The following is a 25,451-nucleotide window of genomic DNA, read 5'->3' as shown; positions in this document are numbered from 1 at the left end:
GCTACCCGCCGAGGAACTGCTGGCGGACTTCCTCGTCGTCGAGGAGGACGTCCCCGTCGTCCATGTAGCTGTTCTCGCCGTTGACGAGGACGTAGCCGCGGTCGCAGCGCCGTAACGCTTCTTTGGCGTTCTGCTCGACCATCAGCACCGAGGTCCCGTCGCCGTTGATTCGGTCGATGCGGTCGAACATCTCCTCGACGAGGTCCGGCGCGAGCCCAGCCGACGGCTCGTCCAGGAGGAGCAGGTCGGGGTCGAGCATGAGCGCGCGCCCCATCGCGAGCATCTGCTGCTGGCCGCCGGACAGCGACCCGGCCTTCTGCGTGGAGCGCTCTTCGAGAATCGGGAAGCGGTCGTAGACGTCGCGGACGCGGTCCTCGGGCACCTCGTCGAGGATGTACGCGCCCATCTCGAGGTTCTCGCGCACCGAGAGCCCCGCGAACACGTTCTCGTTCTGGGGGACGTAGCCGATGCCCTCGTGGATGATCTCCTCGGGCGGGAGCTCGTGGATGGGGTCGCCCTGGAACGTGATCGAGCCGCCCATGTACGTCGTCAGCCCGAAGACCGACTTCATCACGGTGGACTTCCCGGCGCCGTTCGGCCCGACGATGGTGACGTACTCGCCGTCGCGGACGTCGAGGTCGACGTCGGAGAGCACCTGGAGGTCGCCGTAGCCCGCGTCGAGGTCCCGCACCGCGAGGATACCCGACTCGTCGTCGGGGAGCGCGGCCTCCCGGGAGGCGTGCTGGCTCATACCTCGCCCCCGAGGTAGGCCTCGATGACTTCCTCGTTGTTCTGTATCCGCTCGGGCGGTCCCTCGTCGAGAACCCGCCCCTGGTGCATGACGATGACGTGCTCGCAGTTCTCCATGATGAGGTCCATGTCGTGTTCGACGAGCAGGAAGGTCAGTCCCTGCTCGCGGAGGTCGTGGATGCGGTCGAGGAGCTTCTCCTCTAAGGTGGGGTTGACGCCCGCGAACGGCTCGTCGAGCAACATCACGTCGGGGTCGGTCATCAGCGCGCGCGCCAGTTCGAGGAGCTTGCGCTGGCCGCCCGAGAGGTTGCCCGCGTACTCGGTCGCGAGGTGGTCGAGCTCGAAGAACTCCAGTGTCTCCCAGGCCTCGTCGCGGAGGTCGCGTTCCTCCTCGACGACCTGGCTGCGCAGTCCGGGGACGACCGACCGCGTGATGGACTCGCCGCCCTGGCCGCCGGGCGCGAGCATCACGTTCTCGAGGACGGTCATCTCGTCGAGCTCGCGCGCGATCTGGAACGTCCGCACGAGCCCGCGCTGGGCGATGTCGTGGGGCTGCAGGCCCGTGATCTCCTCGCCGCGGAAGTAGACGTCGCCCGTGGTCGCGTCGTGGACGCCCGTGATGCAGTTGAACGTCGTCGACTTCCCGGCGCCGTTCGGCCCGATGAGGCCGGTCAGCGACCCCTCTTCGACTTCGAAGGACGCGCCGTCGACGGCCGTGATGCCGCCGAACTCCTTGCGCAGGCCCTCGACTCTGAGCGGGAGGCCGCGCGGGACTTCCTTCGCGCCCTCCTCGATCTCGGAGTCCGCGGACTCCGGCTCGATGTCCTCGGGAACGTCCGCGTCGTCGGGGACTTCGGCGTCGGCGATGCCGTCGGTCCCGTCAGTCATCGGCACCACCTCCGGTGGCGTCGGCGGCCACGTCCGAGGCGTCGGTGTCGCGGCTCGGCCGCGTGTCCGCGCCCAGCGAGACGCCCGCAGCGGTCTCCTTGCGCGCGCCGAGCAGGCCGTCCGGGCGGCGCTGGACGAGTATCACGAGCAGCAGCCCCATCCCGATGAACCGGAGCGTGTCGATGTTGTTCAGCAGGAACCCGGCCAGCGGCGCGAGTTCGCCGCTGGCGACCGGCGCGAGCGCCTCGATGAGGTTCGCGGGGTCCGCAGAGACGTCGAAGGCGTCCGTGATGAGGTTGCGGACGACCGGCGGCGCCTCGAACAGCAGGCTCGCGAACAGCGCGCCGCCGAGCACGCTGCCCGTGTTCGAGCCGGCGCCGCCGATGATGAGCGCGATGAAGATGTAGAACGTGATGTTCGGCCGGAAGGTGACGGGCGTGATCGAGGCCCGCGGCCCCATCGCGAACCAGAGGATGCCCGCCAGCCCCATCAGCCCGCAGCCGAGCGCGAACGCGCGCACCTTGAAGTTCTGGGTGTCCTTGCCCAGCGACTGCGCGGCCGTCTCGTCCTCCCGGATGGCCTTCAGCACGCGGCCGTACGGGGACTTCCCGGCGCGCTCCAGAATCAGGTAGACGAGTAGCAGCGCCACCAGCACGCCGACAGTGTAGACGGTGTTGATAGCGGTGAAGCGCTGGATGCCGAACCCGGAGAAGAACGAGAACACCGCCTCGCCGACGGCTGTCGGCTCCGAGATGGTGCTCGAGGGGTCGCTCAACAGCAGCGTGTTCACGGGGCTCGTCGGGAGGTTGTCGAATCCGCTCGCGCCGCCCGTGATGTCGGCGAACGCGGGCGTGTTGTAGACGATGCGGATGATCTCGGAGAGCGCGACCGTGACGATGGCGAGGTAGTCGGCTTTGAGGCGGAGCGCCGGCAGCGCCGCGACGAGCCCGACGACGGTCGCCGCGAGCATCCCGCCGAGGATGCCGACCGGCAGCGGAAGGCCGAGACCCGCGGGCGCGCCCGCGGGCGAACTGGACAGCATCGCGGCGGTGTACGCGCCGACCGCCATGAAGCCCGCGACGCCGATGTTGAACAGGCCCGCGTACCCCCACTGGATGTTCAGCGCGAGCACGACGATGCCGTAGACGCCCGCGAGGAACGTCACGCGGCGCACGAGCGCGAGCAGGCCGTTGTTCCCGTAGCCGAGCTGGGTGCCGAACACGTAGAACAGCACCCAGATGCCGAGGAACATCGCGGCGACCTTCGCGGCGTCGTACGCGAACAGCTTGCGGAGCGGCTCGAGGGTGTCCCGCGCGGCGGTCTCGCTCATGCGGTCTTCACCCCCCCGAAGATGCCCGACGGGCGGAAGAGGAGGATGAGAATCATGAGCGCGAACGCGGTCGGGCGCGCGAACGACGAGAGGTCGCCCTGCAGCCAGATCAGCGACACGCGGCTCGCGAGCCCGATGACGAGCCCGCCCGCGATGGCGCCGTAGATAGAGCCGATGCCGCCCATGATGACCGCCGCGAAGATGAGCAACAGGAGCAGCCAGCCGGTCTGGAAGCCGAGCCCGCCCTGCGAGAGCACGAGCAGGAAGCCCGCGGCGCCCGTGAGGCCGGCGCCGATGACCCACGTGGACCTGATGACGCGCTCGGTCGGGATGCCCGTGACCTGCGCGAGCGCGCGGTTGTCCGCCATCGCGCGCATCGCCTTCCCGAGCTTCGTGCGCTGGAGGAGGAAGTGGAGGCCGAGCATCAGCACGACCGAGACGGCGACGAGCGTGACCTCGTGGAGGTCGATAATGAGCGACCCGCGAGCCGGCCCGAGGAACGGCAGTGCGCCGGTGACCGTCTCCGCGACGTTCAGCGACGGGAGCTGCTCCGTGGACGTGACGATGCGGCGGCTGTTCCCGAACACGAACGCGACGAGGTACCGGAGCATGAACGCCACGCCGATAGACGCGATGAGCAGGGAGATGCCGTCGGCGTCCCGCATCGGCCGGTAGACGAACCGGTCGAGGACGAGCGCGGCGGCGACCGTGACGCCCGCGGCGACGACGAGCCCGACGACGATGGCCGCGGGGGACAGCCAGATGTTCGCGCCGGCGTCCAGCGGCGGCGTCCGGAGCAGCACGAGCGAGACGAGGTCGGCGTCCCCCATCCTGGACTGCCCGAGGCCCGTGAGGGCGTTGATGGCGGTCTCGGCGAGCGCGAGGAGGCCGCCAATGCCGGCGATGACGTACGTCACCGCCCACCCGGAGAACGCGCCGACCGTGAGGTAGTCGCCGTGCGCGAAGTTCGCGAAGTTGAGGATGCTGTACGTCAGGGACAGGCCGATGCTCGCGAGGCCGATGATGGCGCCGATGACGACGCCGTCCCACACGAAGCTCGCGAGCCGACTGAGCGGCAGGTCGCCGCCGAACCAGAGCGCGAACCACGGGGTCTCGAACGGTCCGAGCGAGACGCCCGCGAGCTTCGCGAGCAGGTCCAAGAAGAGGACGGCGGCGAGCGCCCAGACGAGGGCGACGCCCGGGCGCTCCCGGGCGGTCCGGAGGCCGCGTTCGACTGTTACATTCGCTTCCATGTGTGTATCTCTCGTGGTACGCTCAGACACGGAACGATAAATAAACCCCCCGTTCGACGTGGCAGAATTTGCGATCGGGGCGCCGCTGTCGGGGGCTACGCGAGAAACGAGTCGGGGCCGGCGGTCAGACCGCGTCGATGCCGACGTCGCCGGTGCGAATCTGGTAGGCCTCCGCGACCGGGATCACGAATATCTTGCCGTCGCCCGGCTCACCCGTATGCGCGGCCTCGCGGAGCGCCTCCGCGACGTCCTCCGCGGGGATGTCCGAGACGACGCACTCGATTTTGACCTTCTGGTGGAGGTCGACGGTGTACTCCTCGCCGCGCCACTGCTCGGTCATCGCGGGCTGGCTGCCGCGCCCGCTGACGTCCGTCACCGTCAGACTGGGCGCGCCCACCTCCGCGAGCGCCTGCTTCGCTTCCGAGAGCTTGTCCGGCCGAATCACCGCCATCACGAGTTCGATGTCGCTCTCAGTCATCGTCAGTCACCCCGCTACCGTCGGTAGCCATCGCACCCGGTTCCCCGCCGCCGCTGGAGACCGTGACGCCGCCGTCGCCGGCGGTGTCCACGAACTCGGGGTACGCGGTGTAGCCGTGCTCGCTGCGGTCGAGCCCGAGGTCCTCGTCGTCCTCGTCGGGACGCAGGCCGACGACGACGTCCGCGAGTTTGAACACGACCGCGGTCGTGGCGACCGTCCAGACGACGATGACCGCGATGCCCGCCGCCTGCATCGCGAGCTGCGACGCCGAGAAGCCGTCGACCGCGAACACCGGAATCAGCAGCGTGCCGATGGCGCCGGCGCTCCCGTGGACCGGGAAGACGGCCGCGACGTCGTCGACTTTCAGCGAGTCAGTGACCCACCGGTAGACGATGGGCGCCTGCGCGCCGCCGATTGCGCCGAGCACGAGGCCGCCGACCCACGTGACGTGGGGGACGGCGCCCGTGACGGCGACGAGGCCGGCCAGCAGGCCGCTCGCGGTGAACAGCGGGTCGGGCTTGCCGTCGGACCAGCCGGTCACGATGGCCGCGGCGACCGCGCCGCCGCCCATGCCGAGCGTGGTGTTCAGCGCGACCCGGCCGAGCGCCGCGCCGTTGAACGCGAGCGCGCCGCCCTCGGTGACGCTGAGCACCGCTGCCTGCGTGCCGACGTTGAAGCCGTACCAGCCGAACGCGAGGATGAACGTCCCCAGGACGGCGAGCGTGATGGAGTGCCCGGGGATGGGCTGGCTGTTGCCGTCTGCGTCGTAGCGGCCGCGGCGCGGGCCGACCATGTACGCGCCGACGAGGCCGGCGACGCCGCCGAGCATGTGGACGACGGTCGCGCCGGCGAAGTCGAGGAAGCCGACGCCGATCGCCTGGCCGAGGTAGCCGGCGCTCGACAGCAGGCCGTTACCGCCCCACGCGAACCCGGAGATGACCGGGTAGATGAACGCCGTGAGGCCGATGGAGTAGAACACGTACGCCTTGAACTTGATGCGCTCGGCGACGGCGCCGCTGACGATGGTGGCGGCGGTCATCGCGAACACCGCGCTGAACAGCCAGCCGACCCAGGAGCCGTCGTCGTTGACGTACGAGAACGCCGAGGAGATGCTCACCTCGGCGCCGGGCGTGGTGAGGACGCCCGCGAGCGCGGAGACGCCCATGCCGAGCGCGAAGAACGCGATGACGCCCATCCCCCAGTCCATGAGGTTCTTCATGAGGACGTTCGCGACGTTCTTCGCGCGGACCTGTCCCGCCTCCAGCAGCGCGAACCCGGGCTGCATGAAGAAGATGAGGAAGCAGACGACGAGCGTCCAGACCGTGTTGACGCCGTTGACGAGGGTCCCGGCGTCTGCCTGAGCGAGCAGTGCCCCCTCAAGCATCTCCGCTCACCTCCCCACGAGCCGTTGCGCCGACGTTCATCGAACTGTGCGGTTCGTGCGTAATGCGGCCACTAATTTCTGGAATTACTCCACGTTCGGGCATTGAATCCGTCACGTAGCTGGACACCACGCTCCTACACAAAAGGCTAACGTATAAAACGCCTAATCGTATGCGGAATTGGTAGTAGTATAGTGAGTGTATAAGGACGATACAACGTAGTCGTAAAGAATTACGATGTAAAATAGCACGCTCATCAAATTATCCTCAAATATCGGGGAGTCCACACGTCGCCGCCGCGAAAGGAACGCAAAATTTGTGAGTGATTCTGTGGGCTGGCGCGAGTTCGACGTAGGCGCCGCGGCTGGAGCCGCTCAGAAGAACGAGACGCCGACGCTGTACCCCCACCCGGTGGTGGCGTACGCGGCGACGGCGAGCGCGCCGCCCGCGAGGCCGATATTCTTCAGGAAGCCGGTCATCTCGTCCTGCTGCTGGTCCTCGGGGACCGCCCAGAAGTCGTGCATCGTCAGCGCGGAGACGACGAGGAACGCCGCGAGCGCGGCGGCGCCGACGACCGGCAGGACGCCGATCACGACAGAGAGCCCGCCGAGCACGAGCACGAGTCCGGACGCGAGTACGGAGAGCTTCGGCGCCGGCAGGCCCTTGTGCTGGGCGTAGCCGGTCATCGCTTCGAGCTGCATGAAGTGGTTGAGGCCCATGAACGCGAGGACGCCGCCGAACAGCACGCGGCCCACCAGCAGGACGACGTCGGCGGCCGTCATCAGACGGACACCTCCGTCACGGCGCCGTGGTCGTCGAGCGATGCAGCCCCGTTGGCTGACCTCTGGATAGTAGCTTTCACAACGTTACTTGGTTCGCGTCGGAACCTACTTGTGCGTTCGGCGATGCCCGGGATACCGGGTGACACGCGCGTCGCCGCCCGGTGTTCCGTCTGAAGTGACGGCACTCAGTCGCCGAGAATACGGTCGAGCCACGACCCGACGACGTCGAACTCGTCGTCGGTGACCTCGTGACCGACGCCCTCGTAGACGCGCTCGGTGACGTCCCCGTTCAGGCCGCGGAACACCGCGGCCGTCTCGCGGACGCGCTCGACGGGGACGTTCGAGTCCTCGTCACCGACGCCGAGGAAGACCGGCGTACCGTCGAGCGAGCCGTCGTAGTCGCCGACTTCGTCGCCGAGCAAGCCGCCGCTCAGCGCCGCGACACCACCGTATTCCCGAGGGGTGCGCACGGCGTACTCGCTGACGACACACGCGCCCTGCGAGAACCCGAAGAGGACCACGTCCTCGATTGGAACACCCCACTCGCGCACGTCGTCGAGGACGCCGTCGACGGCCGCGAGCGCGGACGACACGTGCGGCTCGTTGCGTTCGATGGGCGCGAGCGACGAGTACGGGTACCAGCGGCTTCGCGCGGCGTCGGGCGCGACGAACGTCACGCCGTGGCGGTACAGCGGCTCCGCGAGGTTCACGACGCCCTGCGCGGTGGCGCCGCGGCCGTGCAGCAGGACGACGACGGCGTCCGCTGCTGACGCCGGCGCGCCCGCGGTGACGACCGGTCTGTCGCCGTGCGGGTCGTCAGTCATCCGTGTACGGGACCGACAGCGGCGGGAGCTGACTCTCGATGAGGTCGCGGTCCTCGACGAACTGGTCGGGGAGCACGAGCGTCTCGCCGAGTTCGCCGACGGCCTCGTCGGCGGCGAGCCCGGGCTCCTCGGTCGCGAGCTCCACGAGGATGCCGCCGGGCTCGCGGACGTACAGCGACTGGAAGAAGTAGCGGTCGCGCACGCGAGAGACGTTCAGGTCGCGCTCCCGGAAGACCTCGTGCCACTCGTAGAGCTCGTCGACGCCGTCGGCGCGCACGGCGACGTGCTGAATCGAGCCCGTGCCCTCGCGGCCGAACTCCGTCGTCGGCCGGTCGAGCAGGTCGACGACGGTGGCGTACTCGCCGCCTGCCTCGTAGCGAATCCGGGTCTCGCCGCGGCCCGCTTCCTCGCCGACGAGCGCGAAGCCGAGCGTGTCCAGCAGCGCGCCGGTCGTGTACGGGTTCGTGGGGAGCGCGGTGACGCTGTGGACGCACCGAATCGCGTACTCCTCGGGGACGGGGCCGCCGGTCCACGGCTCGACGGGCGCCTCGCCCTCGACGAGTTCGACGTTCGTGCCGTCAGGGTCCGTGAACCGCAGGACGCTGTCGCCGAATCGGCGGTCGGTCCCGGTGACGTCGACGCCGTGCTCGGCGAGGCGGCCGCGCCAGTACGGCAGCGACCCCGGCGGCACGACGAACGCCACCGCCGCAATCTGTGGTTTGCCGACGCGGCCCGCCACCTCGTCGGCGAACGGGAAGCACGTCATCACGGTCCCGGGCTCGCCCGTCTCGTTCCCGTAGAAGAGGTGGTAGCGCAGCATGTCCTCCTGGTTGACGGTGCGCTTGACGAGCCGCAGGCCGAGCACGCCGACGTAGAAGTCGGCGTTGCGCTGGGCGGACTCGACGATGCCGGTGACGTGGTGGATGCCGGGCGTGTCAGTGAGCATTAGAGCGGGGCGGCGAGTCGGGCGGTCAGTAGCCGACGCCGGTGGAGGCGTCCGGGAGGTCCGCGGGCTCGGCGTCGAGGCCGAGCTCTTCGAGGGCCTGCTTCATGTGGCGGTCCTCGGCGAAGTCCGCGCCGTCCTCCTCGCGGAGGCGCTGGGCGGTCGCGAGCACCTCGCCGCGGCGGTCGTCCGGGATGTCGTACTTGTCGGCAGAGAGCTCGATGATGAGGCCGTTGTTGTCCTGGGTGTACAGCGAGAAGAAGATGCCGCGGTCGAAGACGTTGTAGCCGTGCCCGGCTTCGTCGAGGGCCTGCATCACGTCCTCGAAGTCCTCCGCCGCGATGGAGAATGAGAGGTGGTGGACGCTGCCTGTCTGCGTGCGGATGCGGCCGCGGTTCGACGCGCGGTCGTCGCTGACGAAGACGGTGAGGATGCGGCCGTCGCCGGTGTCGAAGAACAGGTGCGTCTGGGAGGGGTCGTCGAGGTTCGGCTGCCGGAGGACGAGCGGCATGCCGAGCAGGTCGCGGTAGAACGCGATGGTGTCCTCGGCGTTGCTCCCCCAGATGGTGATGTGGTCGGTGCCCGTGGTCCGGAAGGGGCTGTCGGGCGCCTCCGCGGAGACCGGGATGGATTCGTCTGCCATGGCCGCACCTAGACGGGCCGCCGGGATAAGCGCTCGCGGATGGCGGCGTCACCCGGTGGCACGAGCGTTATCGGGCGAACGGCAAGCGCCACGGCTTTATTCGGACCCGGCGTACCGGCGGCCGTGCAGGTAGTGGGGTACGAGACGACGCCCGGCGAGGGGGCTGCCGCGCTCCGCGTCGCCAGCGGGGGCGAAGTCGAGCGCGTGCCGCTGGTCGCCGGGGAGTCGCTGGCGTACACGCTCGGCGAGCGCCACTGCGCGGGCGCCACGAGAGACGGCGTTGGGAAGACGACCGAGTCGTCTTCCCCAGCCCATCAGAACACGAAGTGTTCTGAGGACGTCCACGAGGCGTGCGGGCGCGAGGACGCGCCGTACTGCGACGAGCACACGTCGACGTGGCCGTGCGCGCGCTGTATCGGGAACTGCGCGATGCCCCTGGAGTCGTGCCACGAGGAGCACGCCGTCTACCTCGCGGCGTTCGCACCGGACACGTTCAAGGTGGGCGTGACGCGCTCGTGGCGGCTGGACACGCGGCTGCGCGAGCAGGGCGCGGACCGCGCGGCCCACATCCGGACCGTCGAGAACGGCAAGCGCGCTCGCCAGATCGAGTACGGCATCGCCGAGACGGTTCCCGACCGCGTGCGCGTCCCGACGAAGATCCGAGGGTTCGCCGAGGACGTCGACGAGGCGGCGTGGGACGCGCTCGTCGCGGAGTACGACCCCATCGAGCGCTTCGACTTCGACTACGGCGTCCCCTTCGACGCCCGACCCGTCGCGGAGACGATGCTCACTGGGACGGTACTCGGGACGAAGGGGCGGGTGCTCGCCCTGGAGCGCGGCGGGACGACGTACGCCGTGGACATGCGCGACCTCGTCGGGTACGACGTCACCGAGGGCGCGAGCAGCCGGGACCGCCAGTCGAGTCTCGGCGCGTTCTAGCAGCGGCGAGGGCCGCAGTGGAAAGCGGCTTTTTTCAGTGCGGACGGCGAACCAGTGGGTATGGCAGACGACGAACCCGAAACGAACGAAGCAGAGAACGGCGACGACGGGGAGGAGAAGTCCTTCCGCGAGCGCGTCGAGGAGATCCGACAGGAACGCGCCGAGGAGCGAGACGAGGGCGAAGAGGGCGAGGACCCCCGCGAGCGCATGAAAGAGGCCATGGGCGGCGGCGGAGGCGGTCCGCCGGGCATGGGCGGCGGCGGTGGCGGCGGCAACCCGTTCGCACAGATGATGGGTGGCATGATGGGCGGCGGTGGCGGCCCGCCGGGCATGGGCGGCGACCCCCGCGAGGAGTCCGGCGGCAGCGGCACCAGCGAGAAGGTCGAGCGAGAGCTCGAACAGCTCCGCAAGGAAGTCGAGCGCACGAACAACAAGCTCGACCGCATCGCGAACGCGCTCGAGGACTAGAGTAGTCCGCGGTAGAGCTCTTCTAGCTGGTCGATGGCGCGCTCGACGCTGATGGCGTCGCGGCGCGCGAGGCAGTTCTCCGTGAGCCGGTCGCGCTCGTCGAGCGTGCGCTCGATGGCGTCGCGGAAGCCGTCGACGTCGCCGCGCTCGTAGTGGTAGCCGGTCTCGCCGTCGTCGATGGTCTCCGCGAGCGCGCCCGCGTTCACGCCCGCGACTGGCGTCCCGCAGGCGTTGGCCTCCAGCGCGACCAGGCCCTCCGTCTCGACGGGGCTCGGGAACGCGAACGCGTCGAGCGCGGAGTAGAACGCCGCCAGCTCCTCGCGGTCGAGGAACCCGAGGAAGCGGACGTCGACGTCGCGCTCGCGGGCCTCGGCTTCGAGCTCCTCCCGCGCGGGCCCGTCCCCGCCGAACACCACGGTGGCGTCGAGGCCATCCGCGGCCGCGAGCAGGTCCGGGAGGCACTTCTCGTACCCGTGGCGGCCCGTGTACCCGACGAGCGGCCGGTCGCCGTCGAGGTCGTGCCGCGCGAGGAACTCTGTAGGGTCGGTCGGTCGGAACTGCTCGACGTCGACGCCGTTCGGCAGCGGTTCGACGGGCGCGTCGACGCCGAGGTCCCAGACGTGGTCGCGGGTGCGCTCGCTCGGCGTCAACACGAGGTCGGCGTGGTCGAGGAACCACCGCTCCCAGCGCTCGCTCGCGCTCCGGACGAGCCCCGTGGCGGCGTCCGGGACGACGTAGCTGGCGTACTCCGCGGTCGGCGTGTGGTACGAGGCGACGAACGGGTGGTCGTGTTTGCTCGCGAACCGCAGCCCCGCGAGCCCGAGCCCGAACGGCGTGTGCGCGTGCACGACGTCGACGTCGCCGTTCAGCACCTCGTCGGGCGTCGTCGGGAGCGCCATCCGGTAGCCGTCGTAGAACGGGAACGGCAGGCTGCGTGCGGCGTACTCCGACGGCCCCGAGTCGTAGTCCGCGCGCGGGTAGACGATGGGCATCTCGCCGCCGCGGGACTGCCAGCGGTCGTGCCACGTCGAGACGGTGTACGTGACGCCGTTGACCGTCGGGAGGTAGGAGTCCGTGAACGCCGCGACGGTCGGGAGGGGCTCGCTCACGTCAGCCCTCCACGAGCCCGCGGTAGGTCGCTTCGAGCTCGTCGCCGACCCGGTCGAGGCTGTGCGACTCGGCGGTCTCCCGGGCGTTCTCGCCGAGCCGCTCGCGGAGTTCGGGGTCGTCGGCGAGCCGTTCGAGCGCGTCGCGGAACTCCGCGAACGTCGAACACATGAGACAGTCCTCGCCGTCCTCGAAGAACTCCCGGAACACGTCGATGTCCCGGAGGACCACGGGCTTCCCGCAGGCCATCGCCTCCAGGACGGCGATGCCCTGGTTCTCGACCTTCGCCGGGAAGAGGTAGACGTCGCCCGCGCCGAACGCCGCGCGCTTGTCCTCCATGTAGCCCGTGAACGTGACGTTCTCGGGCGGATTGTTCACCCACTTCCGCGTGGCCTTGCCGGCCTGGGGCCCCTCGTCGTAGGGGCCGAACCACGCGAAGTCGTACTCGGTGGCTTTCGCGAGCTCGCAGAACGTCGTGAGCCCCTTCCGCTCGAACACTTCGCCGACCGCGTAGACGACCATGCCGTCGAGGTCGAAGCGCTCGCGAGTCTCGTCGCGGAACTGCTCGTAGCCCGCCAGGCTCTCGACGTCCACGCCGTTCGATATCTGCCGGATGGGCGCGTCCACGGGGTAGGATTCGAGGACGCCCTTCGTGTACTCGCTCGGGCAGAGCACGAGGTCGGCCTGCGAGTAGAACCACCGCAGGTACGGCTCCAGCGCCGGCGCGACCTTCGTCGACCCGCGGAAGGACTCCGCGAAGTCCTCCTTCGTGACGTGGGCGTGGAGAATCAGGGGGATGTCGTTGCGCTCGGCGTGTCGGGCGACGGCGACGCTGCCCGGGCCGACGAGGTTGCAGTGCGCGAGGTCGTACTCCGCGAAGTACCCCTCGCCGGCGAACAAGGCGCCCAGCGACTGCACCGGGTCGCCCGCGCGCCACGGCGACTCCACCACCTCGACGTCCGTCGTCGCGAGGGCTTTCCGCTGCTGCCGGGTCGCGGTCACCATCCCCCCGCGGACCCGGTCCTCGAACTCGAGGTAGTTCAGCGCCCGCATTACCCGACGCAAGCCCGCCGCGGCCGATAACCCTACCGGAACTGTCTTCCGTCGGCCACTCGCCCGCGTACGTATGCAACTCGCGGCGGAACGAATCGAGCGACTTCACGCTCTCGCGCAGAACGCTGCCCGCGAGGGCGACGACGACCGCGCCCGCGAGTACGTCCGCCTCGCCCGTCGGCTCGCCGAACGCAACCGCCTCACGCTCCCCCGGGCGTTCCGGCGGTTCACCTGCGACGCCTGCGACGCCTACCTGATTCCCGGCCGGAACGCCCGCGTCCGCACGCGGGACGGCCACGTCGTCGTCACCTGCGACTGCGGCAGCCACGCCCGGTACCCCTACGAGTAGCGCTCCGTCCGGCGGTTCGCGGGAAAACGGCCGCGCCCGCCAATGCAACAACTTTCAAAGCGCCTCGGCATATAAACTCGATAGAATGTCCGACGACCTAGCGAAGAAAGCCCACGAGGCGGACGTCACCGTCTGGGTGGGGAAGGCAGGCGTGGACGCGGTCACCGACGAGCTCTCGGACCAGCTCGACGACCGCGACGTGGTGAAAGTGAAATTCCTGCGCGCGGCCCGCGGCGGCACCTCGACGGAGGAGCTCGCCGACGAGCTCGCCGACCGGACCGGCGCGGACGTCGTGGAGACGCGGGGCAACACGGCGGTGTACCAGTAATGTCAGTGGCGCCGCTGCCGTTCCTCGAAGACCTCGTGCCGCAGTACGCGGGGGCGCTCACGCAGTTCCTCTACTTCGTCGCGGCGTTCGTCGCCATCTACGCGGTCGGGAAGCTCGTCGTGCGGCCGCTGTTCGACCGCGTGCTCCGGCGGCGCAGCCTCGACGAGCACGCCCGCAAGCCCCTCCAGAAGATCGTGAACTTCGGCATCCTGTTCGTCGCCGTCGCCGTGGCGTTCGGGTTCGCGGGCTACGGGAGCTTCGTGACGAGCCTGGCGACCATCGCGGCGGCCGCCACGCTCGCCATCGGGTTCGCGATGCAGGACGTCATCGCGAACTTCGTCGCGGGCGTGTTCATCTACACGGACGAGCCGTTCCGCGTCGGCGACTGGATCGAGTGGGACGACCAGTCGGGCGTCGTCGAGGACATCAGCCTCCGCGTCACGCGCGTGCGAACGTTCGACAACGAGCTGCTGACGGTGCCGAACTCGATTCTCACGGACGACGTCATCAAGAACCCGGTCGCGAAGGACAAGCTCCGCCAGCAGTTCCTGTTCGGCATCGGCTACGACGACGACATCGACGAGGCCACCGAGATCATCGTCGAGGAGGCCGAGAACCACGAGAACATCCTCGACGACCCCGGCGTGACGGTGCGCCTGACGGAGCTCGGGGACTCCTACGTCGGTCTCAAGTCGCGGTTCTGGATCGGGAATCCCTCCCGGTCGGACTTCGTGAAGACCCAGAGCGAGTACGTCCAGAACGTCAAGCAGCGCTTCGACGAGGCGGGCATCGACATCCCTTACCAGATCCGCACGCTCGACGGCGAGATCGACATCTCGGGGGCGGCGTCGACCGAGCACCTCGAGAACGGGTCGCAGTCGGCGGAACAGGCCCAGGACTAACCCGGTCGCCGGACCGGTTCACGCTATCGCCTTCTGCATGCAGGTCGCGGAGTCCGGGCAGCGCTCGGCGAACAGCGCCGACTCGCGGACTGCGTCCGGCGCGTTCTCGCGGGGCGTCTCCCGGAAGCCGCGCTCGCGGAAGAACGCGGGCGCGGTCGTCGTCAGCAGGTACAGCGAGTCGGCGCCCTCGTCGGCCGCGACTCGCTCGACTTCCTCGCAGAGCGCCGTCCCGAACCCCTCGCCGCGGTGCGACTCCGCGACGACGACGGACCGCAGGATGCCGGCGGTACCGCACAGTTCGACGCCGCCTGCGGCGACGAGGCCGCCGTCGACGTAGCCCGCGAAGAACCGGCCGGGGCTCTCGTCGAGGCCGCGGTGCGGGAGGTCGTTCGCGTCGAGCAGCGCGGCGATGCGCTCTATCGCCCCGGCGTCGGCCTCCCGGACGGTCAGCGAGTCAGTCATCTCAGGCGGGACAGCAGTCCTGCCGCCAGGTGACGGTCACGCTGACCGTCCCGGGCAGGTCCAGTTCGAGCCCGCGGCAGTCGCGGACGCAGCGAGCCAGCCGGCGGGCGCGCCGCGCGCCGAGAACGCCGACGCCGGAGACGGCGAGCCCGGCACCGGCAGCGAGCGGCGCGCTCGCGGCCCAGAGCGCGAGGGGAATCGCGGCGGCGAGCACGTACGCCGCGAGGACGTCGCGCCAGCTGATTCGACGGTACGGCGGTCGGTCGTGAGAGTCGCGTGGTGAGCGTGGCATCGTCGTGAGGTCGATTTTGCGTCCGGTGGCGCTACGCGGGCGGCTTCTCGGCTTCGATGGTGGCGGCGACGACGTACTCGCTGGGGTCGCGCTCGTCGTCCCACTCGCGGACGAACGTCTCGCTGTCCTCCTCCGGCTCGACGTCGACGGCCTCGAAGCCGGCGTCGGCGAGCATCGCTTCGAGCGCGTCGATGGTGGACGCGCCGGCGACGCAGGCGGCGACGGCGTCCGGGTCGCCGCGGTAGGCATCGGGGAGGTCGGCGGTCAGCACCACGTCGGAGATTGCGAGCCGACCGCCCGGCCGGAGCGCGCGGAACGCCTCCCGGAACACCCGCGGTTTGTCCGGCGAGAGGTTGACGACGCAGTTCGAGACGACGACGTCCACGGCGGCGTCCGCGACGGGCAGGTGTTCGATCTCGCCGAGGCGGAACTCGACGTTGTCGGCGTCGCTGTCGGCGGCGTTCTCGCGGGCGCGCTCGACCATCTCCGGGGTCATGTCGACGCCGATTACCCGGCCCTCGGGGCCGACCTCGCGGGCCGCGAGGAAGCAGTCGAACCCGCCGCCGGAGCCGAGGTCGAGGACCGTCTCGCCCTCCCGGAGGCCCGCGATTGCAGTCGGGTTCCCGCAGCTCAGCCCGAGGTTCGCGCCGGCCTCGACGGCGTCGACGTCCTCCCGAGAGTACCCGCGTTCGAGCGCGGCTTCGTCGGCGTCGCTCCCGCAGCAGCCGCCCGCGTCCGTCGCCTCGCCGGCGTACCGCTCGCGGACGGCCGCGCGCTGCTCTGTGGCGTCGACCCCGTCGTTCCCGGCGCAGCGGGCGTCGTCACTCATCGACGTCCCTCGTCTCGTCGAGCACGTCGAGGAGGCGCTCGGCGCGCGGCGTCGCGGTGTAGTACCGCCACCGGCCGTCCTTCCGGCGGTCGACGAGCCCGGCGCTGAACAGCCGCGAGAGCGCCTGACTGACCGCGCCCTGACTCACGCCGAGCGCGGGTTCGAGCTCGCAGACGCAGACCGCGTCGTCGGCGTCCGCGATGAGCCGCAGCGCCTCGTAGCGCGTGTCGTTTCCCAGCGCCGCGAGCACGTCGACGTCCGCGGCGACGGCGTCCTCCGAGAGGTCGTGGGCGACCGAGCGACAGCCCGGCGCCGCCCGCTCGGTGTCGTCCGCCGGGGCGGGAGTGGGTTCTTGGCTCGCCATCTTAGTGTACTCTAATATTAGGTTACACTAATATAATGGTTCGGGTCGGGGCGGCGCAGGCACGAACCATATAGATAGTTGACGTGATTGGGCGAAGTCGAGCGGGACGCGCACTGACCGGCCCAGCGAGCACGAAATTTTACGGGGTCGGGTTTGCAAGTGCGCGTATGATTCTCTGTGCGGACCCCGACGCGGCGGCCCGCGAGCGGACGGCGGACGCGCTCACCGACGCCGGCTTCGACGTCAAGCACGCGGGCTCGCTCTGCGCCGCACGCGACAGCCTCGACGGGGCGGCGGTAGACTGTCTCGTCACGGAGTACGACCTCGGCGACGGCACCGGTCTCGAACTCGCCGAAGACGTCCGCGAGCGCTCGCCCGACGCGGCCTGCGTGCTGTTCACGTCGGCGCCGCTGGACGAGGTCGACACCGACGCGTTCGGGTCGGTCGTCGCGGAGTACGTCCGGAAGACCGGCGACGACTGCGGGGAGCTCGTCGGCCTCGTCGAGCACGCGCTCGCGTTCCGCAGCCACACCGCGTACCCGCTCCCGGACGACGAGGACGCGCGCGTCGCCGCGCTCGAACAGTACGCCGTCGATCCCGCGGAACTCGGGGGTTCCCTGGACCGCCTGACGGAGCTCGCGACCGAGCTGTTCGGCGCGGACGCGGCCGCCGTCGGCCTCATCGACGCCCACACCGAGGAGTTCCTCGCCTGCCACGGCATCACCTTCGACGCGATGGACCGCGAGGACACCGTCTGTACGTACGCGATTCTCGACGACAGCGTGACAGTCATCGAGGACGTGGCCGAGGACCCCCGATTCGAGGACAACGAGGGACTGGCCGCCGCGAACATCCGATTCTACGCGAGTGCGCCCCTCGTCACCCCGGACGGACAGGCCATCGGGACGTTCTGCGTCTACGACGACGAACCCCGTGCGTTCGACGAGCGCGACCGCGAGCTGCTGTCGATGCTCGGCGGCGAGGCGATGGACCAGCTGACGCTGCGCCGGCGAATCCGCGACGCACAGCGAGGCGGTCGCGATGACTGACGACTACACGTTCGATGACCTGCCGCTGACGTCGCTCCGGCCGGGGACGACCGTGCTCGTCGCCGGGCCGCCGCACGCCGGCGCTCGGCACCTCGGCTTCCGGATGCTCTCCGGGCCGCGCGAGGAGGGCGCCATCCTCATCAGCACGAACCAGCGCGCGGGCCGCATCGCCGACGACTGGGCGCGCAGCGGCTTCGAGCTCGTCGAGGACCGCGCGGCGATTCTGGACTGCGTCGGCGACGACGACCAGGGCGTGCCCGCGCAGGTGCTGCCCGTGTCCGGCCCCTCGGACCTGACCGGTATCGGGATGCGGTACTCGGACGTCTACCGGACGTTCAAGGAGTCCGGCGTCGAGCGCGTTCGCACGGGCCTGTTCTCGGTGTCGACGCTGCTGTCGTTCGGCGACCTGAAGACCGTCTCGCGGTTCGTCCACACGCTCGTCGGCCGCATCGACGCCGTCGACGGCATCGGCGTGTTCTGCATCGACCCCGGGATGCACGACGAGCAGACGGTGAGCACGCTCACGCAGTTCTGCTCGGCGCGCGTTGACGTCCGCGAGACCGAGGCCGGCCAGGAGCTGCGCGCCCGCGGCATCCCCGGCCAGTCCCGCGACTGGGTGAGCTTCGACGTGGAGATGGAGTAGCACACTCACAGCACGCGTGGGGCGCTCGACGACGAAAGGTTACTGCGGTTCGCTGTCGCTGTGCGGTTTTTAGCGTAGATTTTTCAGCCGCGAGCCGACGGCTCGCGGCTGAAAAAGGTACGTATGAATGGTTGGACGGGCCGAGGTGGCCCGGCGTTCCAGCCCGGGTAGTCCCGGTCGCCTTCTCCACCCCGCGACCCTTCGAGCGACGAGCGTTCGGTGCTCCGCTGCTCACTTCCGTGCCTGACGGAGTGGCACCGTCGAACCGCGACGACGACACCCCTGCAGGTGCGCGCCGCGGACCGCCGTCCCCGAAGGACGAGGCTTCCACGTTGGCTTCCGGGGCCCGGACAGGTCGACCGGACTCCCCCGGATTTCGGCCCCCGCTGATGGCTGTCTCGCGGGAGAGGGCGGGGCCAAACCGCCCGGCCTAGTCCACTTTCACGTAGACGGCTCCCTCTTAAGGGCCTTTCGGGACGCGTTGTTTGCCACTTGGTACCGCGTAGCTCGTTACCACTTTGGAGCGGGCGGTAGAGTCGCCGGACGTGTCCCCCCTACGTGAGCACTACGACGCCGTTCGCGAGGAGTTCGACTACGACCGCCCGGACGTCGACGTGGGCTCGGTGTCGGCGGCACTCGTGGACCGCGCGTTCGCCGCGACCACGGACGCCGACGCGCTCCGCGAGGCCGGCGACGACACCCTGTTCGTCGCGAGCGCCGGCCTGAGCGGGACACCCCACGTCGGAACGGTCGCGCAGATGTACGCCGTCGAGCGCTTCCACGAGGCCGGGTTCGACACCCAGTTCCTGCTCGCGGACTACGAGAAGTACGCCGCGGACGGCCGCGACCTCGACGTCGTCCGGGACCTCGCCGACGACTACCGGACGTTCCTCGATTCGCTCGGCTACGAGGGCGGCGTCCGCACGCAGTACGACGACAGCGACGTGATGCAGACGGCGCTCCGGCTGGCGCCGCACTTCGAGGCCGGGGACGGCCCCGAGTTCGACGCGGAGCCGACGGCGTGGAGACAGTCCCTGCGGGACGCCTACGAGCGCGACCGGGAGGCCAACGACGACGCGACCGACAGCACCGACTTCGGGAGCCGAACGGCGGAGCTGCTCTGTCTCGCCGACTTCCTCCACCCGACCGTCGCGGGCGGCTACGACCAGACGGTGTTCGTGCTGGGCGTCGACGAGCACGCGCTCGTGCTCGCGAACGAGCGCTACGCCGCGAAGACGCCGTTCGAGCCCGCCTTCGAGGGGCTGTTCACGCGGATGGTCCCCGGTCTCGACGGCTACCCGAAGATGTCGAAGACGATTCCGGGGTCGGGAATCACGATGGACATGGCCCCCGGGGAAGTCCGGCGGCTCGTCCGTCAGGCCGACGACAGCGCGGTGCCCGCGGAGTCGACCGCCTTCCAGATGCTGTGTCTGGCCTCCGAGCACGACGGCAACCGGCTCGACGAACTGGCCGACGCCTGCCGGAGCGGCGGCGAGGAGTGGGACGCGGCGGTCGAGGCGTACGCTGAATTCCTCGCGGAACTCGCGGACGCGTGGCCGGCCTGACGACCGAGGGAAACGGTCATCCCGGGCGGACGTGTACGCTCACCCATGGGATTCGGTTCGACCGCGAAGAAGCTCCAGAAGGTCGCGGAGGTCGCGGACAAGCTCTACGAGCGCTTCGAGCGCCTCCGCGAACAGGTCAACGACCTCGCGGACACCGTCGAGGAGACCAACGAACGCGTCGCCGACCTCGAACGCGAGGTGGCCGCCCAGCGCGCGGTCCTCGAAGCGCTCGCCGAACAGGACGGCGTCGACGTCGACGCCGTCGTCGAGGACGCGCGCGTCGGAGACGCCGGCAGCGACGGTGCGGATGACAACGACTAAAGAACGCCGGCAAGAATTTCCGGCCAGATGACCACCCACCGGCGGCCGCTGGACTCCGTGCTGGAGACTGTCGGCGAGACCCCGCTCGTGCGCGTCCACGCGTCCCCCGAGGACGTCCCGGTGTACGCGAAACTGGAGTCGTTCAACCCGGGCGCGAGCGTGAAAGACCGCATCGGGAAGCACATGCTCGAAGCGATGCTCGACTCCGGTGAGCTCCCGGAGGGCGGCACCGTCGTGGAGCCGACGGCGGGCAACACCGGCATCGGGTTCGCGGTCGCCGCCGGCCAGCTCGGCGTGGACGCGGTGTTCGTCGTCCCCGAGCGCTTCAGCGTCGAGAAACAGCAGTTGATGCGCGCGCTCGGTGCGGACGTCATCAACACGCCCACCGAGGACGGGATGGGCGGCGCCATCGACCGCGCGCACGAGCTCGCCGAGGAACTGGACGACGCGGTCGTCCCCCAGCAGTTCTCGAACCCACTGAACGCAGAAGCCCACTACGAGACCACGGGCCCCGAGATTCACGAGGCCCTCGACGGCGAGGTCGGCGCGCTCGTCGCGGGCTGTGGCACCGCCGGCACGCTCATGGGCACGGGCCGGTATCTCCGTGAACACGTCTCCGAGTTGCACGTGACGGCCGTCGAACCCGAGGGGTCGCTGTACGCGACCACGCAGGGCGAGGACGCCGAGGAGGCCGAGTACAAGACCGAGGGCATCGGCACGCACGACCCGTCGACGAACGAGCTGTTCGACCCCGAGTTCGTCGACGACGTCGTCCAGATTCCCGACGAGGACACCCACGCCGAGATGCAGCGCCTCGCCAGCGAGGAAGGCCACCTCGTCGCGTCCAGCTCCGCCGCGAACTCGCTGGCGGCCCTCGACGTCGCGGAGCGCGCCGCGGCCGGCGAACTCGAGTTGCCGTACGACTGCGTCGTGACCGTGTTCCCGGACTCCAGCGAGCGATACCTCTCGAAGGGCGTCTACGGCAGCTACGAGGAGTGGGAGGGCTGAGCGGCGAGGCCGGCCGGCGTTCGCAGGGGGCGTGAGTCGGCGAAGCGTATAACTCGGGCGGCCGAGAACCCGGCGGACGCCCTCATGGACCTCTCGACGCTCCCCCAGGCCGCCGAATCGGCCCCCGACAGCGACGGTTTCCAGAAGGAGAACAACCGCCTGCTCGGCATCCCGGTCGACGGCACCGTGATGGTGCGCGCCGGCTCGATGATCGCCTACACCGGCGAACTGACGTTCACCGGGAAGTCCACCGCGGAAGGCGGGCTCACCGGCTTCGTGAAAGAGGCCGTCACCAGCGAGGGGACGCCGGTCATGGCCGCCGAAGGGACCGGCTACCTCTACGTCGCCGACCGCAGCAAGAAAGTCCAGGTGCTCGAACTCGACGACGGCGAGTCCATCTCCGTCAACGGCAGCGACGTGCTGGCGTTCGACTCGAACGTCGACTACGAGATCAGCACCATCGGCAGCCTCTCCGGCGCCGCCGCGGGCGGCCTGACGAACGTCTACCTCACCGGCCCCGGAGAAGTCGCCGTCACGACCCACGGCGACCCGCTGGTCGTGTCGCCGCCCGTGACGACCGACCCGGACGCGACGGTCGCGTGGAGCGACGGCCTCTCGCCGTCGTTCTCCGTGAACAAGGCGTTCGAGATCGGCCAGACGTCCGGCGAGTCCGTCCAGATGGAGTTCACCGCCGACGAGGGGTTCGTCGTCCTCCAGCCCCACGAGGAAGGCGGTCAGACGTAACGCCGTTCAGGCCTTCAGTCGGCCGTGTTCGACCTTCATGCACTTGTCCTGAACGACGCGCAGCCCCGCCTCCTCGGCGCGCGCAGCGGCGTCGTCGTTCTCGATGCCGAGCTGCATCCACACTGCCCGGACGTCGTCGCGCTCGATCGCCTCGTCGACGATTCCCGCGACCTCCTCGCTCGGCCGGAACACGTCCACGAGCTCGACGTCCTCCTCGACGTCGGATAAGGAGTCGTAGACCTCGCGGCCGAATATCTCGTCGGCGTACGGGTTCACGGGGATCACGTCGTAGCCGTGGTCGAGCAAGTACTGGGGGATGTCGTGGGCGGCCTTCCCCTGCGTCGACGAGCAGCCGACGACCGCGACGCGCTCGTAGTCCAGAATCTCCGCGAGTTCCTCGTCGGATTCGACGGGCATACCCGTGGTTTCGGCTGCCACGGCGAAAAAGCTACAGGTCCCGCCAGTCGGTGCCGTCGCCGAGGCCGACGAGCCGCGCCTCGAACCCGCCGTCCTCGCGCTCGCGAATCGTGACGATACCGTCGAACAGCTGCTTGAGGGTGCTCACCGTCTGCTCGTCGTGCGCGCTGGAGTCGGCGACGAACACGCCGAGCGCGTCCGCGCTCTGCACGCGCCCCGTGAACACGTGCAGGAACCGGAACACCGTCTGGAGGTCCGAGTACATCAAAAGCGTCGACAGCGAGTGCAGGAGGATGCGGTTGCGGGTGACGCCGCGCTGCTGGTAGAGCGCGCGCAACAGCTCCGAGAGCTCGATACCGATACCGGTCAGGTCCACGGGCGAGGACGCGTACCGGACGAGTTCGGACTCCGTCGCCGTCCCCATCCCCTGCTGTTTCGTGACGCAGTCCACGATCCCCAGCAGCGGCTCCGTGTCCCCCACGTGCTCGGAGAAGTCCTCCGCGACCCGCTCCGCGCTGTCCTTCGTCGAGACGACGATGGACCCCTCTCCCTCGCGCGCACCCGCGGCTAGGATGTCGATCGCGAGGTCCCGCTTGCCGCTCATCGGCGGTCCCTCCACGAGGATGTTCGTCCCCGGGTCGACGTCTACGTCCGAGAAGGCCGCGCCAAGCTCGTACATCACGCCCCCCCTCGCGTTCCAACAGCAACCGGGGGGTGGCGTGCCGACGAGTCGTGCTCCCCCGTTCTCATCTGCCCGAAAGATATGCTGATTCGCTTATATTCCTTTTGATTATCGGTGTCACGCCCCCGCGAGCCGTCCGACAACGAACGCGGCTGCCGCGACGAACGTCCCCGTCTTGAGTAGTTGTTGACCCGCCTCCGGGTCGTCGAAGCTCCGGTACGCCGCCGCCAGCATGATGGCGTCTGCGGGCACCACCACCACGAGGTACCAGACGCCGAACGTCCCCGCGAGGTACGGCACCGGGCTCGCGACGACCGCGATTACGAGGAGGACCGTCCCGAGGACGAGCGCGCGGCGCTCCCCGATGACGATGGGGAGCGTCCGCAAGCCCTCCTCGCGGTCGCCTGCGACGTCCTCGACGTCCTTGATGATTTCACGCGTGAACGTCGACAGCGCCGCCAGCACGGCGAGCACGCCGCCAGCCAGCGGGTCGCCCACGGCCGCCGCGCCGAACAGGAACGTGCTCCCGACGAGGTAGGCCACAAGCGCGTTCCCCGCGCCCGGCAGCCCCTTGAAGTACTTCGTGTACGTCACCAGCCCGAGGAGGTTCACCGTCGCGATGCCGAGCGCCAGCGGCGGCAACAGCACCGCCAGCACGACTGCACCCGCGAACAGCGCGACACTGAACGCCAGCGCTCCCCGCTCGGACACCGCGCCGCGCGGAATCGCGCGCTCCGGGTTGTTGATGCGGTCGATGTCCCGGTCGAAGTAGTCGTTGATCGCCATCCCCGCCGCCGTCGCGAACCACGTCGCCCCCACCGCGGCCGCCGTCGCCGCCGGCTGCGCGAACGCCCCGCCCGCGACGAACGCCCCGATGAACGTCAACGCGCCCGCCGCGACCGTGTTCACCGGCCGCGTGAGCTCCACTAACCCTCGTACTGTAGCCGCCACGCCCATGCCCTCGCTTACGCGGACCACTCCCGATAAAGGAGGCGATACCGCCGAACCCGCGCCCGCCCCGAATCACGGGGTTTAAAACCGGCCTCCGTCTACGTTTGCGTGCCGGGCGCTTAGCTCAGCTTGGACAGAGCACTTGGCTTCGGACCAAGATGCCGCGGGTTCAAATCCTGCAGCGCCCATGATTTTGCGAGGAGTTGTGGTGACGAGCTAAATCTGGGCCGAAGGATTTGAACCACGAGAGTCGCAGCGCCGAGCGGAGCGAGGCGACCGTCTTTCGGAGGTTCACGATCCTGCAGCGCCCACTTCCTAACCCCTTGATTCGGTGACACACCAAAACACCCCTTAGCGGCGCTTACCTTGCCGGAAACGCTGTGATCGCAAATTCGGATTCGGGGCTCGAATCTTGATACAAACGGGAAACCCGTTGCCGACCCGCGCCGTCACGCGATTCTCTGCGCCAAACTTCTGTGTGGTCGGCGTGAAGCTCCGCGTCCGGACTTACTCGCGGAGCGAGCGCTTCGACACACTCACGCACTGCCCCTTCTGCAGGTACGAATTCGACTGTGACGGGTCCCCGGCTCGACCACGACCCCACGAGGAGGGCAATAATGAACGCCACGCTGATCGTGACGCCAAAACCCGACCAAAGCGTCTGGTCGAGGCTGTGGCCGAAGAGCGTGAACGTGCCAATGCCGGTGACGACGACAGCGGCGAGGCTGAAAAGCGGTGCGACGATGAGGTCTTGCAGGTCGAGGCCTCCCTTCGTGTGGAGGCTGAATGCGTCTGGGTCTGCCATGCTGTGCGTCGGACGACGCGCATCCGTTACTTAGCCCAAGGAAGAAAGCAGGAAGGGAATTAGCGTTAACTAGTCCCGCACAGTCACTTCTTCCTGTGTAACGACAGTCCGTGAACCCTGGCTACCAACGGCCGTTACAGTCACCGTCACTGTGTGGTCGCCATCGCTGTCAGAACTGTCGATAACGGATGCTGTGTCACCAACATTTTGAAGTTCAACGTCGGGGTCAGAAGCATCATCACCATTCGAGAATTCAACGTCCGTAGTATCCGATACAGACACATTCAGGTGATCGGCGTTCCCCTCACTAATCCAAGTCACACCCACTGTACCATCATCCTTCTCGCTAATATCTGCGCCGGCCTGGACGTTCTCGCTGACGCTGTCACCGAATCCGAGCACGAAGCTCGCGATGACGGCCGCCAGGATGACTGTAATCGCTACCATCAGGATAACGCCGATAACCGGCGAGACCCCACGCTCGTCTCGGTCAGGGATGTCGAAGCTGATTTCCATTGTTCTCGTCACACACGCATGACACTATGTGCCAGCGCTTATCCACGAATGAGATTGGGGTGTAATAAAACCTCTGTGGCGTCTAATAGAACTTCTAACAGGAGCAAGCCGTTCGTCTGACGCTTCGAAAAGCCGCGGGGGGCACCGCGGCCCGTGAAGGAAATCAGCTTCGAGATGCTGACTCACCTCGGACTCTCACCGAGGTAAATTCAACTCCACGACCAGACTGGGAAAGCTTTCCGGTCGGTCGCAGACTCAGCGAGACGTGTCGCCTTCGCCGAGTTCGCCAGAGAGCTAGTCGCGGCCGCGTCCTGTGATTTGGTAGAGGCCGTCGTCAGTGGTCTCGACGAGGTCGTGGTCCGCGAGTGCCCGGACGCGTCGATT

The 25,451-nt window shown here is 68.8% G+C and carries 32 protein-coding genes, 1 tRNA gene and 1 other RNA gene; 12 read left to right on the top strand and 22 right to left on the bottom strand.

Annotated features, from left to right (window positions below; genetic code table 11):
- Position 1: 1 nt before the first annotated feature.
- From G9C83_RS04950 to G9C83_RS04905, 10 genes are all read right to left on the bottom strand, one after another.
- Positions 2 to 751 carry an ABC transporter ATP-binding protein gene (locus tag G9C83_RS04950; protein ID WP_167244994.1) on the bottom strand — a complete coding sequence of 250 codons (750 nt, stop codon included), beginning with the start codon at positions 749 to 751 and terminating at the stop codon, positions 2 to 4.
- Entirely contained in the window at positions 748 to 1,638 is an 891-nt protein-coding gene (locus G9C83_RS04945; protein WP_167244993.1) for an ABC transporter ATP-binding protein, read from the bottom strand. Before G9C83_RS04945 ends, G9C83_RS04950 begins: the two co-directional genes overlap by 4 nt.
- Positions 1,631 to 2,968: a branched-chain amino acid ABC transporter permease gene (locus tag G9C83_RS04940; protein WP_167244992.1), complete on the bottom strand. Its 1,338-nt coding sequence runs from the start codon at positions 2,966 to 2,968 to the stop codon at positions 1,631 to 1,633. The genes G9C83_RS04945 and G9C83_RS04940 overlap by 8 nt, the downstream gene beginning before the upstream one ends.
- A complete protein-coding gene (locus G9C83_RS04935; protein ID WP_167244991.1) occupies positions 2,965 to 4,221 on the bottom strand; it encodes a branched-chain amino acid ABC transporter permease in 1,257 nt (418 codons plus the stop codon). The genes G9C83_RS04940 and G9C83_RS04935 overlap by 4 nt, the downstream gene beginning before the upstream one ends.
- A 124-nt stretch (positions 4,222 to 4,345) precedes the next feature.
- Positions 4,346 to 4,699, bottom strand: a complete 354-nt coding sequence (locus G9C83_RS04930; protein WP_167244990.1) for a P-II family nitrogen regulator — start codon at positions 4,697 to 4,699, stop codon at positions 4,346 to 4,348.
- A complete protein-coding gene (locus G9C83_RS04925; RefSeq protein WP_167244989.1) occupies positions 4,692 to 6,083 on the bottom strand; it encodes an ammonium transporter in 1,392 nt (463 codons plus the stop codon). Before G9C83_RS04925 ends, G9C83_RS04930 begins: the two co-directional genes overlap by 8 nt.
- 372 nt (positions 6,084 to 6,455) lie before the next feature.
- On the bottom strand, positions 6,456 to 6,863 hold the full coding sequence (locus G9C83_RS04920) for a DoxX family protein (RefSeq protein ID WP_167244988.1): 408 nt from the start codon (positions 6,861 to 6,863) through the stop codon (positions 6,456 to 6,458).
- Positions 6,864 to 7,048: 185 nt separating this feature from the next.
- A complete protein-coding gene (locus G9C83_RS04915) occupies positions 7,049 to 7,687 on the bottom strand; it encodes an alpha/beta hydrolase (protein ID WP_167244987.1) in 639 nt (212 codons plus the stop codon).
- Positions 7,680 to 8,633 (bottom strand): VOC family protein, encoded by a 954-nt coding sequence (locus tag G9C83_RS04910; protein ID WP_167244986.1) that lies wholly within the window; start codon positions 8,631 to 8,633, stop codon positions 7,680 to 7,682. Before G9C83_RS04910 ends, G9C83_RS04915 begins: the two co-directional genes overlap by 8 nt.
- 25 nt (positions 8,634 to 8,658) lie before the next feature.
- Positions 8,659 to 9,273, bottom strand: a complete 615-nt coding sequence (locus G9C83_RS04905; RefSeq protein WP_167244985.1) for a VOC family protein — start codon at positions 9,271 to 9,273, stop codon at positions 8,659 to 8,661.
- Between the two features lie 123 nt (positions 9,274 to 9,396).
- On the opposite strand from G9C83_RS04905, the gene G9C83_RS04900 reads away from it, so the two are divergent.
- Both G9C83_RS04900 and G9C83_RS04895 read left to right on the top strand, forming a co-directional pair.
- Positions 9,397 to 10,212, top strand: a complete 816-nt coding sequence (locus tag G9C83_RS04900; RefSeq protein ID WP_167244984.1) for a DUF2797 domain-containing protein — start codon at positions 9,397 to 9,399, stop codon at positions 10,210 to 10,212.
- A gap of 60 nt (positions 10,213 to 10,272) precedes the next feature.
- On the top strand, positions 10,273 to 10,680 hold the full coding sequence (locus G9C83_RS04895; protein ID WP_167244983.1) for a hypothetical protein: 408 nt from the start codon (positions 10,273 to 10,275) through the stop codon (positions 10,678 to 10,680).
- On the opposite strand, the gene G9C83_RS04890 is transcribed toward G9C83_RS04895, so the two are convergent.
- Positions 10,677 to 11,789, bottom strand: a complete 1,113-nt coding sequence (locus G9C83_RS04890; RefSeq protein WP_167244982.1) for a glycosyltransferase — start codon at positions 11,787 to 11,789, stop codon at positions 10,677 to 10,679. The genes G9C83_RS04895 and G9C83_RS04890 overlap by 4 nt on opposite strands.
- 1 nt (position 11,790) lies before the next feature.
- Positions 11,791 to 12,840: a glycosyltransferase gene (locus tag G9C83_RS04885; RefSeq protein WP_167244981.1), complete on the bottom strand. Its 1,050-nt coding sequence runs from the start codon at positions 12,838 to 12,840 to the stop codon at positions 11,791 to 11,793.
- 73 nt (positions 12,841 to 12,913) lie between these two features.
- Between G9C83_RS04885 and G9C83_RS04880 the strand changes: the two genes are divergently transcribed.
- From G9C83_RS04880 to G9C83_RS04870, 3 genes are all read left to right on the top strand, one after another.
- On the top strand, positions 12,914 to 13,189 hold the full coding sequence (locus tag G9C83_RS04880) for a ribonuclease P protein component 4 (protein WP_167244980.1): 276 nt from the start codon (positions 12,914 to 12,916) through the stop codon (positions 13,187 to 13,189).
- Positions 13,190 to 13,274: 85 nt separating this feature from the next.
- Positions 13,275 to 13,517 (top strand): YhbY family RNA-binding protein, encoded by a 243-nt coding sequence (locus tag G9C83_RS04875; RefSeq protein ID WP_167244979.1) that lies wholly within the window; start codon positions 13,275 to 13,277, stop codon positions 13,515 to 13,517.
- Complete coding sequence (locus G9C83_RS04870) at positions 13,517 to 14,419, top strand: mechanosensitive ion channel family protein (RefSeq protein WP_167244978.1); 903 nt, start codon at positions 13,517 to 13,519, stop codon at positions 14,417 to 14,419. The genes G9C83_RS04875 and G9C83_RS04870 overlap by 1 nt, the downstream gene beginning before the upstream one ends.
- Before the next feature lie 18 nt (positions 14,420 to 14,437).
- Here the strand turns inward: G9C83_RS04870 and arsN2 are convergent, their stop codons facing one another.
- From arsN2 to G9C83_RS04850, 4 genes are read right to left on the bottom strand one after another with little or no spacing between them, the layout of a single operon-like run.
- Positions 14,438 to 14,881 (bottom strand): arsenic resistance N-acetyltransferase ArsN2, encoded by a 444-nt coding sequence (gene arsN2, locus G9C83_RS04865; RefSeq protein ID WP_167244977.1) that lies wholly within the window; start codon positions 14,879 to 14,881, stop codon positions 14,438 to 14,440.
- A gap of 1 nt (position 14,882) precedes the next feature.
- The gene (locus G9C83_RS04860; RefSeq protein WP_167244976.1) at positions 14,883 to 15,173 is read right to left on the bottom strand and encodes a hypothetical protein; all 291 of its coding nucleotides are present in this window, start codon (positions 15,171 to 15,173) and stop codon (positions 14,883 to 14,885) included.
- Between the two features lie 31 nt (positions 15,174 to 15,204).
- On the bottom strand, positions 15,205 to 16,002 hold the full coding sequence (gene arsM, locus G9C83_RS04855; RefSeq protein WP_167244975.1) for an arsenite methyltransferase: 798 nt from the start codon (positions 16,000 to 16,002) through the stop codon (positions 15,205 to 15,207).
- Positions 15,995 to 16,366: a metalloregulator ArsR/SmtB family transcription factor gene (locus G9C83_RS04850; RefSeq protein WP_167244974.1), complete on the bottom strand. Its 372-nt coding sequence runs from the start codon at positions 16,364 to 16,366 to the stop codon at positions 15,995 to 15,997. The genes arsM and G9C83_RS04850 overlap by 8 nt, the downstream gene beginning before the upstream one ends.
- 167 nt (positions 16,367 to 16,533) lie before the next feature.
- Here G9C83_RS04850 and G9C83_RS04845 point away from each other — a divergent pair, with 167 nt between their 5' ends.
- Both G9C83_RS04845 and G9C83_RS04840 read left to right on the top strand, forming a co-directional pair.
- On the top strand, positions 16,534 to 17,415 hold the full coding sequence (locus G9C83_RS04845; protein WP_167244973.1) for a GAF domain-containing protein: 882 nt from the start codon (positions 16,534 to 16,536) through the stop codon (positions 17,413 to 17,415).
- Positions 17,408 to 18,058 carry a hypothetical protein gene (locus G9C83_RS04840; RefSeq protein WP_167244972.1) on the top strand — a complete coding sequence of 217 codons (651 nt, stop codon included), beginning with the start codon at positions 17,408 to 17,410 and terminating at the stop codon, positions 18,056 to 18,058. The genes G9C83_RS04845 and G9C83_RS04840 overlap by 8 nt, the downstream gene beginning before the upstream one ends.
- 129 nt (positions 18,059 to 18,187) lie before the next feature.
- Here the strand turns inward: G9C83_RS04840 and ffs are convergent.
- An RNA gene (gene ffs / locus G9C83_RS04835) (signal recognition particle sRNA) lies at positions 18,188 to 18,499 on the bottom strand.
- A gap of 104 nt (positions 18,500 to 18,603) precedes the next feature.
- Here ffs and G9C83_RS16250 point away from each other — a divergent pair.
- From G9C83_RS16250 to G9C83_RS04815, 4 genes are all read left to right on the top strand, one after another.
- Positions 18,604 to 19,623: a hypothetical protein gene (locus tag G9C83_RS16250; protein ID WP_167244971.1), complete on the top strand. Its 1,020-nt coding sequence runs from the start codon at positions 18,604 to 18,606 to the stop codon at positions 19,621 to 19,623.
- Between the two features lie 45 nt (positions 19,624 to 19,668).
- Entirely contained in the window at positions 19,669 to 19,944 is a 276-nt protein-coding gene (locus G9C83_RS04825; protein WP_167244970.1) for a DUF5798 family protein, read from the top strand.
- A gap of 27 nt (positions 19,945 to 19,971) precedes the next feature.
- Positions 19,972 to 20,952: a PLP-dependent cysteine synthase family protein gene (locus tag G9C83_RS04820; RefSeq protein WP_167244969.1), complete on the top strand. Its 981-nt coding sequence runs from the start codon at positions 19,972 to 19,974 to the stop codon at positions 20,950 to 20,952.
- 84 nt (positions 20,953 to 21,036) lie between these two features.
- Positions 21,037 to 21,696 (top strand): AIM24 family protein, encoded by a 660-nt coding sequence (locus G9C83_RS04815; protein ID WP_167244968.1) that lies wholly within the window; start codon positions 21,037 to 21,039, stop codon positions 21,694 to 21,696.
- Positions 21,697 to 21,702: 6 nt separating this feature from the next.
- Here G9C83_RS04815 and G9C83_RS04810 read toward each other — a convergent pair whose 3' ends face one another.
- From G9C83_RS04810 to G9C83_RS04800, 3 genes are all read right to left on the bottom strand, one after another.
- Entirely contained in the window at positions 21,703 to 22,113 is a 411-nt protein-coding gene (locus tag G9C83_RS04810) for a CoA-binding protein (protein WP_167244967.1), read from the bottom strand.
- A gap of 31 nt (positions 22,114 to 22,144) precedes the next feature.
- The gene (locus tag G9C83_RS04805; protein ID WP_167244966.1) at positions 22,145 to 22,792 is read right to left on the bottom strand and encodes an ATPase domain-containing protein; all 648 of its coding nucleotides are present in this window, start codon (positions 22,790 to 22,792) and stop codon (positions 22,145 to 22,147) included.
- 120 nt (positions 22,793 to 22,912) lie between these two features.
- Entirely contained in the window at positions 22,913 to 23,752 is an 840-nt protein-coding gene (locus G9C83_RS04800; RefSeq protein WP_167244965.1) for a geranylgeranylglycerol-phosphate geranylgeranyltransferase, read from the bottom strand.
- A gap of 107 nt (positions 23,753 to 23,859) precedes the next feature.
- Here G9C83_RS04800 and G9C83_RS04795 point away from each other — a divergent pair.
- Positions 23,860 to 23,934 (top strand) — tRNA-Arg (locus G9C83_RS04795).
- Positions 23,935 to 24,107: 173 nt separating this feature from the next.
- On the opposite strand, the gene G9C83_RS04790 is transcribed toward G9C83_RS04795, so the two are convergent.
- Both G9C83_RS04790 and G9C83_RS04785 read right to left on the bottom strand, forming a co-directional pair.
- Entirely contained in the window at positions 24,108 to 24,551 is a 444-nt protein-coding gene (locus G9C83_RS04790; RefSeq protein ID WP_167244964.1) for a hypothetical protein, read from the bottom strand.
- Positions 24,552 to 24,620: 69 nt separating this feature from the next.
- Positions 24,621 to 25,067, bottom strand: a complete 447-nt coding sequence (locus G9C83_RS04785) for a type IV pilin (protein WP_167244963.1) — start codon at positions 25,065 to 25,067, stop codon at positions 24,621 to 24,623.
- Positions 25,068 to 25,451: the final 384 nt, after the last annotated feature.

This window comes from Halobacterium sp. R2-5 (genome assembly GCF_011734195.1).
Lineage (GTDB): Archaea > Halobacteriota > Halobacteria > Halobacteriales > Halobacteriaceae > Halobacterium.
The sequence above is the reverse complement of the archived record's forward strand: the minus strand, read 5'-3'. Positions and strand labels throughout refer to the sequence as shown.

Bases quoted from the DNA above. Each gene is read 5' to 3' on its own strand.
- G9C83_RS04950 (WP_167244994.1), bottom strand. From the start codon at position 751: ATGAGCCAGCACGCCTCCCGGGAGGCCGCGCTCCCCGACGACGAGTCG.
- G9C83_RS04945 (WP_167244993.1), bottom strand. From the start codon at position 1,638: ATGACTGACGGGACCGACGGCATCGCCGACGCCGAAGTCCCCGACGAC.
- G9C83_RS04940 (WP_167244992.1), bottom strand. From the start codon at position 2,968: ATGAGCGAGACCGCCGCGCGGGACACCCTCGAGCCGCTCCGCAAGCTG.
- G9C83_RS04935 (WP_167244991.1), bottom strand. From the start codon at position 4,221: ATGGAAGCGAATGTAACAGTCGAACGCGGCCTCCGGACCGCCCGGGAG.
- G9C83_RS04930 (WP_167244990.1), bottom strand. From the start codon at position 4,699: ATGACTGAGAGCGACATCGAACTCGTGATGGCGGTGATTCGGCCGGAC.
- G9C83_RS04925 (WP_167244989.1), bottom strand. From the start codon at position 6,083: ATGCTTGAGGGGGCACTGCTCGCTCAGGCAGACGCCGGGACCCTCGTC.
- G9C83_RS04920 (WP_167244988.1), bottom strand. From the start codon at position 6,863: ATGACGGCCGCCGACGTCGTCCTGCTGGTGGGCCGCGTGCTGTTCGGC.
- G9C83_RS04915 (WP_167244987.1), bottom strand. From the start codon at position 7,687: ATGACTGACGACCCGCACGGCGACAGACCGGTCGTCACCGCGGGCGCG.
- G9C83_RS04910 (WP_167244986.1), bottom strand. From the start codon at position 8,633: ATGCTCACTGACACGCCCGGCATCCACCACGTCACCGGCATCGTCGAG.
- G9C83_RS04905 (WP_167244985.1), bottom strand. From the start codon at position 9,273: ATGGCAGACGAATCCATCCCGGTCTCCGCGGAGGCGCCCGACAGCCCC.
- G9C83_RS04895 (WP_167244983.1), top strand. From the start codon at position 10,273: ATGGCAGACGACGAACCCGAAACGAACGAAGCAGAGAACGGCGACGAC.
- G9C83_RS04885 (WP_167244981.1), bottom strand. From the start codon at position 12,840: ATGCGGGCGCTGAACTACCTCGAGTTCGAGGACCGGGTCCGCGGGGGG.
- G9C83_RS04880 (WP_167244980.1), top strand. From the start codon at position 12,914: ATGCAACTCGCGGCGGAACGAATCGAGCGACTTCACGCTCTCGCGCAG.
- G9C83_RS04875 (WP_167244979.1), top strand. From the start codon at position 13,275: ATGTCCGACGACCTAGCGAAGAAAGCCCACGAGGCGGACGTCACCGTC.
- G9C83_RS04870 (WP_167244978.1), top strand. From the start codon at position 13,517: ATGTCAGTGGCGCCGCTGCCGTTCCTCGAAGACCTCGTGCCGCAGTAC.
- arsN2 (WP_167244977.1), bottom strand. From the start codon at position 14,881: ATGACTGACTCGCTGACCGTCCGGGAGGCCGACGCCGGGGCGATAGAG.
- G9C83_RS04860 (WP_167244976.1), bottom strand. From the start codon at position 15,173: ATGCCACGCTCACCACGCGACTCTCACGACCGACCGCCGTACCGTCGA.
- arsM (WP_167244975.1), bottom strand. From the start codon at position 16,002: ATGAGTGACGACGCCCGCTGCGCCGGGAACGACGGGGTCGACGCCACA.
- G9C83_RS04850 (WP_167244974.1), bottom strand. From the start codon at position 16,366: ATGGCGAGCCAAGAACCCACTCCCGCCCCGGCGGACGACACCGAGCGG.
- G9C83_RS04845 (WP_167244973.1), top strand. From the start codon at position 16,534: ATGATTCTCTGTGCGGACCCCGACGCGGCGGCCCGCGAGCGGACGGCG.
- G9C83_RS04840 (WP_167244972.1), top strand. From the start codon at position 17,408: ATGACTGACGACTACACGTTCGATGACCTGCCGCTGACGTCGCTCCGG.
- G9C83_RS04825 (WP_167244970.1), top strand. From the start codon at position 19,669: ATGGGATTCGGTTCGACCGCGAAGAAGCTCCAGAAGGTCGCGGAGGTC.
- G9C83_RS04820 (WP_167244969.1), top strand. From the start codon at position 19,972: ATGACCACCCACCGGCGGCCGCTGGACTCCGTGCTGGAGACTGTCGGC.
- G9C83_RS04815 (WP_167244968.1), top strand. From the start codon at position 21,037: ATGGACCTCTCGACGCTCCCCCAGGCCGCCGAATCGGCCCCCGACAGC.
- G9C83_RS04810 (WP_167244967.1), bottom strand. From the start codon at position 22,113: ATGCCCGTCGAATCCGACGAGGAACTCGCGGAGATTCTGGACTACGAG.
- G9C83_RS04805 (WP_167244966.1), bottom strand. From the start codon at position 22,792: ATGTACGAGCTTGGCGCGGCCTTCTCGGACGTAGACGTCGACCCGGGG.
- G9C83_RS04800 (WP_167244965.1), bottom strand. From the start codon at position 23,752: ATGGGCGTGGCGGCTACAGTACGAGGGTTAGTGGAGCTCACGCGGCCG.
- G9C83_RS04790 (WP_167244964.1), bottom strand. From the start codon at position 24,551: ATGGCAGACCCAGACGCATTCAGCCTCCACACGAAGGGAGGCCTCGAC.
- G9C83_RS04785 (WP_167244963.1), bottom strand. From the start codon at position 25,067: ATGGAAATCAGCTTCGACATCCCTGACCGAGACGAGCGTGGGGTCTCG.